The sequence below is a fragment of the Streptomyces atriruber genome (assembly GCF_001418325.1).
Classification (GTDB): Bacteria; Actinomycetota; Actinomycetes; order Streptomycetales; family Streptomycetaceae; genus Streptomyces; species Streptomyces atriruber.
Map to the genome: position 1 here is coordinate 1 of NZ_LIPN01000216.1, position 10,398 is coordinate 10,398.

At 70.1% G+C, this 10,398-nt stretch carries 12 protein-coding genes; 3 read left to right on the forward strand and 9 right to left on the reverse strand.

What is annotated here, in order from left to right:
- Positions 1-135: 135 nt before the first annotated feature.
- The 3 genes from AOK03_RS22315 to AOK03_RS43175 all read right to left on the reverse strand — a co-directional run bounded on the left by AOK03_RS22315 (position 136) and on the right by AOK03_RS43175 (position 1,876).
- Entirely contained in the window at positions 136-1,305 is a 1,170-nt protein-coding gene (locus AOK03_RS22315) for a cysteine desulfurase family protein (RefSeq protein ID WP_055567095.1), read from the reverse strand.
- Positions 1,306-1,353: 48 nt separating this feature from the next.
- Positions 1,354-1,662, reverse strand: coding sequence for a hypothetical protein (locus tag AOK03_RS22320; RefSeq protein WP_055567096.1), 309 nt, complete (start codon positions 1,660-1,662; stop codon positions 1,354-1,356).
- A gap of 61 nt (positions 1,663-1,723) precedes the next feature.
- Positions 1,724-1,876 (reverse strand): hypothetical protein, encoded by a 153-nt coding sequence (locus tag AOK03_RS43175; protein WP_167355636.1) that lies wholly within the window; start codon positions 1,874-1,876, stop codon positions 1,724-1,726.
- Positions 1,877-1,986: 110 nt separating this feature from the next.
- On the opposite strand from AOK03_RS43175, the gene AOK03_RS22325 reads away from it, so the two are divergent.
- Positions 1,987-2,619 carry a TetR family transcriptional regulator gene (locus AOK03_RS22325; RefSeq protein ID WP_055567097.1) on the forward strand — a complete coding sequence of 211 codons (633 nt, stop codon included), beginning with the start codon at positions 1,987-1,989 and terminating at the stop codon, positions 2,617-2,619.
- A 65-nt stretch (positions 2,620-2,684) separates the two neighbouring features.
- Positions 2,685-3,542, forward strand: a complete 858-nt coding sequence (locus AOK03_RS22330; RefSeq protein ID WP_055567098.1) for an alpha/beta fold hydrolase — start codon at positions 2,685-2,687, stop codon at positions 3,540-3,542.
- 13 nt (positions 3,543-3,555) lie between these two features.
- On the opposite strand, the gene AOK03_RS22335 is transcribed toward AOK03_RS22330, so the two are convergent.
- The gene (locus AOK03_RS22335; RefSeq protein ID WP_055567099.1) at positions 3,556-4,425 is read right to left on the reverse strand and encodes a thioesterase family protein; all 870 of its coding nucleotides are present in this window, start codon (positions 4,423-4,425) and stop codon (positions 3,556-3,558) included.
- Positions 4,426-4,484: 59 nt separating this feature from the next.
- Positions 4,485-5,159, reverse strand: coding sequence for a trimeric intracellular cation channel family protein (locus tag AOK03_RS22340; protein WP_055567100.1), 675 nt, complete (start codon positions 5,157-5,159; stop codon positions 4,485-4,487).
- Positions 5,160-5,299: 140 nt separating this feature from the next.
- Between AOK03_RS22340 and AOK03_RS22345 the strand changes: the two genes are divergently transcribed.
- A complete protein-coding gene (locus tag AOK03_RS22345; RefSeq protein WP_055567101.1) occupies positions 5,300-5,509 on the forward strand; it encodes a hypothetical protein in 210 nt (69 codons plus the stop codon).
- Here AOK03_RS22345 and AOK03_RS22350 read toward each other — a convergent pair.
- From AOK03_RS22350 to AOK03_RS22365, 4 genes are all read right to left on the reverse strand, one after another.
- On the reverse strand, positions 5,475-6,875 hold the full coding sequence (locus AOK03_RS22350; RefSeq protein ID WP_055567102.1) for a M1 family metallopeptidase: 1,401 nt from the start codon (positions 6,873-6,875) through the stop codon (positions 5,475-5,477). The two genes, AOK03_RS22345 and AOK03_RS22350, sit on opposite strands and share 35 nt — an antisense overlap.
- 124 nt (positions 6,876-6,999) lie before the next feature.
- Positions 7,000-8,259 carry an ABC transporter ATP-binding protein gene (locus AOK03_RS22355; RefSeq protein WP_055567117.1) on the reverse strand — a complete coding sequence of 420 codons (1,260 nt, stop codon included), beginning with the start codon at positions 8,257-8,259 and terminating at the stop codon, positions 7,000-7,002.
- A gap of 23 nt (positions 8,260-8,282) precedes the next feature.
- Complete coding sequence (locus AOK03_RS22360) at positions 8,283-9,380, reverse strand: ABC transporter ATP-binding protein (RefSeq protein WP_055567103.1); 1,098 nt, start codon at positions 9,378-9,380, stop codon at positions 8,283-8,285.
- Positions 9,377-10,378, reverse strand: a complete 1,002-nt coding sequence (locus AOK03_RS22365) for an ABC transporter permease (RefSeq protein WP_055567104.1) — start codon at positions 10,376-10,378, stop codon at positions 9,377-9,379. Before AOK03_RS22365 ends, AOK03_RS22360 begins: the two co-directional genes overlap by 4 nt.
- Between the last annotated feature and the right edge of the window lie 20 nt (positions 10,379-10,398).

Below are 10,398 nucleotides of genomic sequence, written 5' to 3' on the forward strand. Positions count from 1 at the left end.
ACGGACCCGGGTCCGTACTGGGACTGGGACCGGTACATGCGCCTGGTCCGCGCCGAGCGGGACAGGCCCGAGAAGCCGACGGGGTCCGCGAAGCCCGGAAAGAAGGACTAGTCCGGACCGGCCCGCTCGGCCCGGCTAGCTCAGCCCCGCCGTCCGCGCCCGGTCCACCGCCGGGCCGATCGCCGCCGCCACCGCATCGACATCCGCCTTCGTCGACGTATGGCCGAGCGAGAAGCGCAGGGTGCCGCGGGCCAGGTCGGGATCGGTGCCGGTGGCGAGCAGCACATGGCTGGGCTGGGCGATGCCCGCCGTGCACGCGGAGCCGGTGGAGCACTCGATGCCCTGGGCGTCGAGGAGCAGCAGCAGGGAGTCGCCCTCGCAGCCGGGGAACGTGAAGTGCGCGTTGGCGGGCAGCCTGCCGTCCGGGTACGGGTCGCCGCCGAGGATCGCGTCGGGGACCGTCGAGCGGACGGCGGCCACCAGGTCGTCGCGGAGCGCGCCGATCTCCGCGGCGAACTGCTCGCGGTGCGCCGCGGCGTACTCCCCCGCGACGGCGAACGCCGCGATGGCGGGCACGTCCAGCGTCCCCGAGCGCACGTGCCGCTCCTGGCCGCCGCCGTGCAGCACGGGCACGGGGCTGTACTCACGGCCGAGGAGCAGCGCGCCGATGCCGTAGGGCCCGCCGATCTTGTGACTGGAGACGGTCATGGCGGCGAGCCCGGAGGCGGCGAAGTCGACGGGGATCTGGCCGTAGGCCTGGACGGCGTCGGCATGCAGCGGGACGTCGAACTCCTGAGCGACGTCGGCCAGTTCCCGGATCGGCTGGATGGTGCCGATCTCGTTGTTGGCCCACATGACGGTGGCCAGGGCCACGTCGTCGGGGTTGCGCGCGATGGCCTCGCGGAGGGCTTCGGGGTGCACGCGGCCGTGCGTGTCGACCGGCAGGTATTCGACGGTGGCGCCCTCGTGCTCGCCGAGCCAGTGCACGGCATCCAGGACGGCGTGGTGCTCGACGGGGCTGGCGAGCAGTCGGGTGCGGGCCGGTTCCGCGTCGCGTCGCGCCCAGTAGAGGCCCTTCACGGCGAGGTTGTCCGCCTCGGTGCCGCCGGAGGTGAAGACGGTTTCGCTGGGGCGGGCGCCGAGCGACTCGGCGAGTGTCTCGCGGGCCTCCTCGACGGTGCGTCGGGCCCGGCGCCCCGCCGCGTGCAGCGAGGAGGCGTTGCCGGTGACGGCGATCTGCGCGGTCATCGCCGCGATCGCCTCCGGGAGCATCGGAGTGGTCGCTGCGTGGTCGAGGTAGGCCATGGTGCGCACGATTCTACGAGCCGTGCGGGGCCCTTCGCCCCGGTGGTATCAGCCCGCGAGACCCCAGGACAGAGTGTTGTCCGCCGAAACGAGCACGGCGAGGACGACGAGGTCGGCCACGCCGAGCCCGAGTCCGAGCAGCGCGCGGCCCTTGCGGGTGGTGCCGCGCCACAGGGCGATGCCCGCGAGGACGATCGCGACGGGGCCGAGGAAGAGGTTCAGGACGAGCAGTCCGAGCAGGCCGAGGACGAAGGAGGCGACGGCCATGCCGTCGGTGTCCCGCCGTCCGGTGGGCCGGGTCTCCTCGGTGCGGGCGGGGGCCGCGACGGCCTGGGGGCGGGTTGCGGTGCTTTCCATGGTGCGACTCCTGGCAGGTGGAGGTGTCGTACGGAGTGGATCGGCGGTGGCCGGGGGTGCCTCAGCGGTGCCGGGCGCGGCGCTCGCGCACCGCGAAGACCGCGAGCCACACGCCGATCACGACGGCGGCGACGAGGCTGACCGGAAGCGGGGCGTGTGCCACGGAGCCCATGGCGACACCCAGCAGCAGTAGGGCGGCGACAAGGAAGAGCATGTGATCCCTCTCGATTCGGTGAACGCTTGTGGTAACAGTTGTTCACTGACTCTGGAGTCTACTCCCTTCCCGGCTTCCAAAAGTCGGAGAACAGTTGTTAACTGCATGGCATGAGTCACACCCTCGGCATCCGGCAGGCCCAGAAGCAGAAGACCCGGCAGGCACTCCTCGACGCGGCCCTCCAGCTGCTCGAGGAGCAGAGCCTCAGCAGCCTGGGCCTGCGCGAGGTCACCCGCGCCGTGGGCGTCGCCCCCACCGCCTTCTACCGGCACTTCCGTGACACCGCCGACCTGGGCGTGACCCTGGTCGAGGAGACGCTCGGCAGCCTGCACACGACGCTCACCGCGATGCTGGCGTCGGAGACCGGCGACAGCGAGCAACGCATCGCGGGCACGGTCGAGTTGATAGCCGGATACGTCCACGCCCACCCCGCCCACGTCCGCTTCATCGCCCGCGAGCGGCACGGGGGCGTACGGGCGGTGCGGGACGCGATCGGCGCCCAACTGGACCTGTTCGCCCAGGAGGTGGCGGAGCAGTTCGCCCAGGAGGCGCCGACGTCGCGGTGGACCGAGGACGATCTGCTGATGCTGGCGGGGATGTACGTCGATCACATGGTGATGACCGCGTCGTCCTTCCTGGACGCGGGCCCCGGGACGGCGGAGGAGGCACGGGTGGCGGACGTCGCCCGCAGACAGCTGCGCCTGGTGGGCCTGGGCCGCATGCACTGGCAGGACGACCACTGAACACCGCTCGACACCCGGCAACCGACGCTCGACGCAGACCGTAAGGAGCTATTAGCATTACGGTCATGACGGCTGCACGAGACTCCTGGATCCTCGACCAGACCTTCGCCAGCTCCTCCGGCACCGTGCGCTGGGCCGCCCTCGGCCCGGCCGACGCCCCGCCCGTCGTCCTGGTCCACGGCACGCCCTTCTCGTCGTACGTGTGGCGCGACATCGCCCGCTCACTCTCCGGCGAACACCGCGTGTACGTCTGGGACCTGCCGGGGTACGGCGCCTCGGAGATGCGGGCCGGGCAGGACGTGTCGCTCGCCGCGCAGGGCCGGGTCCTCACCGAGCTGCTCGCCCACTGGCGCCTGGACCACCCCGCCGTCGTGGCCCACGACTTCGGCGGCTGCGTGTCCCTGCGCGCACACCTGCTGCACGGCGCCCGCTACGAACGTCTCGCCCTCGTCGACCCGGTGGCACTCGCCCCCTGGGGCTCCCCCTCCTACCGGCTGCTCGGCGAGAACGCGGACGTGTTCGCCCGGCTGCCGCCCGCGCTGCACCGGGCCATGATCCGTGAGTACGTCGCCTCGACGAGCCCGCGCGGACTGCATCCGGCCGCGCTCGACCGCCTCGTGGAGCCCTGGTGCACCGAGGAGGGGCAGGCCGCCTTCTACCGGCAGATCGCGCAGAACGACCAGCGGTTCACCGACGAGATCCAGGGCAGGTACGGCGAGCTGGAGCTGCCCGTCCTGATCTGCTGGGGCACCGAGGACCCCTGGATCCCCGTGGCCAGGGGCAAGGAGCTCGCGGCTCTCGTCCCCGGCGCCGAGCTGCGGCTGATCGAGGGCGCGGGGCACCTCGTCCAGGAGGACGCCCCCGCCGAACTCACGGGCGAGCTGGGCCGCTTCTTGCGCGCGGCCCCCGCCCGCAAGGACTAGGGCCCGCCAGGCCCTAGCTCAGCCGGGCCCGTGCCAGCTGGCGCGACTGGGCCACGAGGCGGTCCTCGCTGTCCCAGACCTCGGCGTCCTCCTCCAGGAAGCCGCCCGCGAGGTTGCGGGTGGTGATCGAGACGCGCAGCGGGCCGGGGGCCGGGCGGTGGCGGACGTGGACCGTCAGCTCGACGGTCGGGACCCAGCCGGTCAGGCCCATCTCGAAGGCGGTCGGCGGCAGCGCGTCGACGGCGAGCAGCAGCGACAGCGGGTCCGCGTCGCGGCCGTCCGCGAGACCGAACCAGGCCCGCATCTCGCCCTTGCCGGACGGCTGCCCGAGCGCCCAGCCGAGGGTGGCCGGGTCGAGCTTGAGGAAGAGGCGGTCGGCGATGGCCGAACTGCCGGGGACCGGGCGGTGGTCGGGGGCGTCCTGCGCGCCGAAGCACTGGTCGAGCGGCGGGATGGCGGGCGGCTCGGCCGTGGTGCGGACGTCGTCGGGGAGCGCGTCGAGGTCTCCGTACGAGGCGAGCACCCGGATCCGCTCGACCTCGCGGCCCTCCTCGTCGTACTGGAAGAGCGAGGCCTGTCCGGTGGAGAGCGAACGGCCGCCGCGCACCACGTCCGTGCGGATGACGGCGGGGCCGGGGCTCGACGCGGTGAGGTAGTGCGCCGAGACGGTGAAGGGGTCGGCGTGCGGGAGGGCGTCCGCGAGGGCGCGGCCGATGACGGCGAGGAGATAGCCGCCGTTGACGGCGCTGATGATCGTCCAGCCGGCGGACAGCTCGGTGTCGTAGACACCGGGTTCGCGCCGGGTCACCGCGGTGTCGCGGTCGAACTCGCTGTCGCCGATGCGCGCGGGCACCGATGCGGGAATTGATGCTGCCGTGGCCATGGCAGCAACGTACAACATTAGATTACTGAGCGGTAGCTTTTCTGGTCGGCATCATGGGTTCACGGCGTCTCCTCCGCCTCCGCCTCCACCGCGGTGGACCGGCGGTTCCAGGCCCGCGGTGCCCGCCAGTGGTAGCGCATCGCGAGCAGCCGCAGGGTGAACGCCGTCACGACCGCGATGCTGCTGGTGACGGCAGTCAGCTGCTCGTAGTGGATGCACAGGGCGACCATCGTGGCGCCCACGATGGCGGGGACCGCGTACAGGTCGCGGTCCCAGCGGACCAGCGAGGGCACTTCGTTGGCGACGATGTCGCGCAGGACACCGCCGCCCACCGCGGTCATCAGTCCCAGGGTGGCCGACGCGGTGAGGCCGAGCCCGTAGTCGTACGCCTTGGTCGTGCCCGTCACACAGAACAGGCCGAGGCCCGCCGCGTCGAAGACGTTCACCGCGAGCTGCGTGCGCTCCACCTCCGGGTGCAGGAAGAAGACCAGGAGGGCCGCGAGCAGCGGAGTGATGAAGTAGCCGAGGTCGGTGAAGGCGGCCGGCGGGACCGCCCCGATGACCAGGTCGCGGAAGACCCCTCCGCCCAGCGCGGTGACCTCGGCGAGGACGGCGATGCCGAAGACGTCGAAGTTCTTGCGCACGGCGAGCAGCGCGCCGGAGATCGCGAAGACGAAGATCCCCACGATGTCGAGCGAGTGCTGGACGGAGGGGGTGAACAGATCCAGGAGCACGCGCCATTCTTACCCGTGGCCGCGCCGGCCTCTCCGCGACCTTCACCGCGATTTGAGGGTTGAGGGGGTCCGGTGGCCGTACAGCAGGACCTCATGGCTCCCAAAGCCTCACAAAGGACTTCAATGACACGCTTGAAGCCATGAGATTCCTGTTGGAGATCGACATGGGTGAGACGGCGTTCGAGGGGCAGGCCGCCGACGAGCTGGGCCGGATCCTGCGGTACTGGGGCGGCAACCTGCGGCACTACGCGCTGGAGCCCGGCGCCGGCGAGGCGGTGTACGACTCCGCGTACCGCGAGGTCGGCGCCTGGCGGATCACCGCGAGGGAAGCGCCGGCTTCCCCTTCGTGAAGAGCCAGGTGTCGAAGAGCTCGTCGAGCTGCTCGCCGGAGATCTTCTCGGCGAGCCGCACGAAGTCGGCGGTGGCCGCGTTCCCGTTCCGGTACTGCTTCGCCCAGGCCTTGAGGAGCGCGAAGAAGTCCTTGTCGCCGATGCGCTCCCTGAGCACCTGGAGCGTCATCGCGCCGCGCTGGTAGACGGCGGAGGCGAACATGGTGTCGCGCTGCGGGTCGCCGACGACGATCTGCCAGAAGGCCGAGTCGGCGGGGCGCGAGTTGTAGCCCGCGAGGAAGGCGTCATGGGCGGTCTGGGTGCCCTTGTGCTCGCTCCACAGCCACTGGGAGTAGGTCGCGAAGCCCTCGTTGAGCCAGATGTGGTTCCACTTCTCGACCGACACCGAGTCGCCGAACCACTGGTGGGCGAGCTCGTGGGCGATGGTCGACTCGCTGCGGATCGCGGAGTACACCGGCTTGGTCTGGGTCTCCAGGGAGAAGCCCGCCTGCGGCATGTCGTCGACGATCGCGCCGGTCTCCTCGAAGGGGTAGGGGCCGAAGACCTTCGACCAGTAGTCGGTGACCTCGGCCGTGACGCCGTACACGTCGACGTTGTTGCTGTTCTCCAGGACGGGGTCGATGGCGACGTAGATCGGGGTCCCGCCCGGGGTCGTGCCCTTCTTCACGTCGAACCTGCCGATGGTGGCGGTCGCGAGATAGGTCGCCATGGGCTCGGTCTCGCGCCAGTGGGCGACGGTCCGGCCGCCCTTGTCGTACGTGCCGACGAGGCGGCCGTTGGAGACCCCCGTCAGGCCCTTGGGCGCCTTGATGCGGATGTCGAAGGCGGCCTTGTCGGAGGGGTGGTCGCTGGAGGGGAACCAGGTGGACGCGGCGTTCGGCTCGCAGGCCACGAAGACGCCGTCGGTGGTCTTCATCCAGCCGTAGTCGGAGCCGAAGACGATGGGGCCGCTGAGCGGCTCGGGCACGCCGCCGTAGGTGACCGTCACCGTGAAGTTCTTGTTCTTGCGCAGGGCGTCGCGCGGCGTGATGCGGATCTCGTCGCCGGTGCGCGTGAACTGGGCGCGTCTGCCGTTCACTTCGATCCGGGTGACCGTCAGCTTCTGCAGGTCGAGGTCGAAGGACGACAGGTCCTGGGTGGCGCGCGCGGTGATCGTGGTGCGGCCGTCGAGGCGGTCCGTGTCCGGGTCGTAGGCGACGTCGAGACCGTAATGGCGTACGTCGAAGCCGCCGTTGCCGAGCTGGGGGAAGTAGGGGTCGCCGACGCCGTCGGAGCCGGGGTGGGGCGCGGGGGCCGCGGCGATCAGACAGAAGGAGAGCGCCGCGGTCGCGAGCGCTCCCAGACGTGCCGAACGGGAGAGTGCCATGAGTCTTCCCTTCGAACGCGTTCCGATGGGGTGTCCGGTGGATCGGACACGCAGACTCTGCACTCTCCCGCCAGGGCATGTACATGACCCGTAACGCGTACTTCGTCCGGGTCAACTTGCCCTATCAGTCAGTCGACTTCTGACCCTTCTCCTTCGAAGCCTCACCCTTTGAAGCAGCGACTTCCGGCTCTTCGGCAGCCTCCGGCTTCGCAGCGGCTTCCGGCTTCGCAGCGGCTTCCGGCTTCGCGGCGGCCTTCGGCTTCGCGGTGGCCTCCGGCTCCTCGGCGGACTCCTCCGCCTTGGACACCACCGACACCACCTCGATCGCCTCCTTGGCCACCGAGAGGAGCTTGGTGTCCTCGGGCGCCTGGTCCTCGGCGTTCTCCGGGTGGTGGCACGCCACCTGGTGCCCGGAGGCCAGCGCGAGCAGCGGCGGCTCCTTCGTCTTGCAGATCTCCGTCGCCTTCCAGCACCGCGTGTGGAAACGGCAGCCGGAGGGCGGGTCGATCGGCGAGGGGACGTCGCCGCGGAGCAGGATGCGCTCGCTCTTGACGCCGCGCCGCTTGGGGTCGGGCACCGGCACCGCGGAGAGCAGCGCCTTGGTGTACGGGTGCATCGGCGTGGAGTAGAGGTCCTTGCGGTCCGCCAGCTCCACGATCTTGCCGAGGTACATCACCGCGATGCGGTCCGACACGTGCCGGATGACCGACAGGTCGTGCGCGATGATCACGTACGTGAGGCCGAGCTCGTCCTGCAGGTCGTCCAGGAGGTTGACCACCTGGGCCTGGATGGAGACGTCCAGGGCCGAGACCGGCTCGTCCGCCACGACCAGCTTCGGACGGAGCGCCAACGCCCGCGCGATGCCGATGCGCTGGCGCTGACCGCCGGAGAACTCGTGCGGGTACCGGTTGTAGTGCTCGGGGTTGAGCCCGACGCGCTCCAGCATCTCCTGCACGGTCTTCTTCACGCCGCCCTCGGGCTTGACGCCCTGGAGCTTGAAGGGCGCGCCGACGATCGTGCCGATGGTGTGCCGGGGGTTCAGCGACGAGTACGGGTCCTGGAAGATCATCTGCACGTCGCGGCGGAACGGACGCATGCCGCCCGTGCCCAGGTGCGTGATGTCCGTGCCCTCGAACTCGACGCGTCCGCCGGTCGGTTCGAGCAGACGCGTGATCAGCCGCCCCATCGTCGACTTGCCGCAGCCGGACTCGCCGACGACGCCGAGGGTCTCCCCGGGGCGCACGTCGAAGGTGAGCCCGTCGACCGCCTGGACGGCCGCCACCTGGCGCTGGAGCAGCCCCTTCTTGATGGGGAAGTGCTTCACCAGGCCGTCGACCTTGAGCAGTGGCTCGGGCGAGCTCTGCGTCTGCGCCGGGATCGTCATCTCCTGGCCCTTCACGTCATCGTTCACAGCTTCGGCGCAATCTCTTCGGTCCAGATCCGGGTGCGCTCGTCCTGCGACATGTGGCAGGCGGAGTAGTGCCCGTCGGCCACCAGGCGCAGCTCGGGGCGCTCGCTGCGGGTGATCTGATCCTTGGGGATGTCCGCGTAGGGGCAGCGCGGGTTGAAGGCGCAGCCGCTCGGCAGGTTGATCAGGCTGGGCGGGGAGCCCTTGACCGGGATCAGCCGGTCGGTCTCCTCGCGGTCGATGCGGGGCATCGAGCCCAGCAGGCCCCAGGTGTAGGGGTGCTGGGGTTCGTAGAAGACCTTCTCGGCCGCGCCGCGCTCGACGCACCGGCCGCCGTACATGACCAGGAGCTCGTCCGCCATCTCGGCGACCACGCCCAGGTCGTGCGTGATCATGATGACCGCGGAGCCGAACTCCTTCTGCAGGTCCCGGATGAGGTCGAGGATCTGCGCCTGGACGGTCACGTCGAGGGCGGTGGTCGGCTCGTCCGCGATGAGCAGCTCGGGGTTGTTCACCAGCGCCATGGCGATCATCGCGCGCTGGCGCATGCCGCCCGAGAACTCGTGCGGGTAGGAGTCGACGCGCTTGTCCGGCTGGGGGATCCCGACCCGGTCGAGCATCTCGATCGCCCGCTTGCGGGCGGTCTTCTTGTCGACGTCGTTGTGGACCCGGTACGCCTCGGTGATCTGCTTGCCGATGGAGTAGTACGGGTGCAGCGCGGAGAGCGGATCCTGGAAGATCATCGCCATCTCGCGGCCGCGCAGCTTGCGCACCTCGTCGGCCGGGGCGCTCAGCAGCTCCGTCCCGTCCAGCCAGATCTCGCCGGAGATCTGCGCCTTGCGGGAGCCGTACTGGCCGGCGGTGTGCAGGCCGAGGATGCCGAGCGAGGTGACCGACTTGCCGGAGCCCGACTCGCCGACGATGCCGAGGGTCTTGCCCTTCTCCAGCTGGAAGCTGAGCCCGTCGACGGACTTGACCAGGCCGTCGTCGGTCGGGAAGTGCACCTTGAGGTCGCGCACCTCGAGGAAGGCGGAGGGAGCGGACGAGCCGGCGACGGGCTCGCCCACCGCTGCTCCGCTCTTGGACAGTTCGGTCATCCCAGCCTCACTCGCGGGTCGATGACGGCGTACAGAAGGTCGACGACGAGGTTGGCGATGGCGATCGCGAGCGCCGCGAACAGCGTGACACCAAGAATGACGGGCAGGTCCTTGCTGCTGATGGCCCGGACCGCTTCGAGGCCGAGCCCCGGCAGGTTGAACGTGGACTCGGTGAGCACGGCGCCGCCCATGAGCACGCCGAGGTCGAGTCCGAAGACGGTGAGGATCGGGGTCATCGCGGAGCGCAGCGCGTGCTTGCGGATGACGGTGGCCTCGCCGAGGCCCTTGGCGCGGGCGGTACGGATGTAGTCCTCGCCCAGCACTTCGAGCATGGTCGCTCTGGTGAGGCGGGCGTACATCGCCGCGTTGAGGAAGGCGAGGACGATCCACGGCAGGATCAGTGTCTGCAGCCAGACATCGATCGAGTCGTCCGTACTGAGGCTGTCCGCGATCTTCACCCAGCCGAGTTGGTGGACGAAGAGGCCCATCGCGATCATGCCGGTGAAGAAGACGGGGAGCGAGACACCGCCGAGGGCGATGGTCATCGCGGAGCGGTCCCAGATCGTGCCCCGCTTGAGGGCGGAGACGACACCGGTGGCGACACCCGCGGCGAGCCACAGGACACAGGCACCGGCGGCGAGCGCGGCGGTGACGGGCAGGGCGTCCTTGAGGGTCTCCCAGACGGGCGCCTCGGTACGGAAGGAGTAGCCGAAGCAGGGTGCCGGGCAGTGCGTGACGTCAGTGCCGTTGACGTAGTCGCGCCCCATCGGGATGCCCTTGATGAAGTCCCAGAACTGGACGAGCAGCGGGTCGTCGAGTCCCAGTTTGGTCCGGATGCCTTCGATCTGCTCGGCTCCGGTGGCCTTGCCGGCGAAGAGGACGGCGATGTCCTGTCCCGCCCACTTGGGCAGCATGAAGAAGACGGTGAAGGTCGCGAGCAGTACGACCAGCACCATGATGATTACGGCGAACAGGCGCCGGATGAGATAAGCAAGCACTGTGCGCGGCCCGGCGGTGG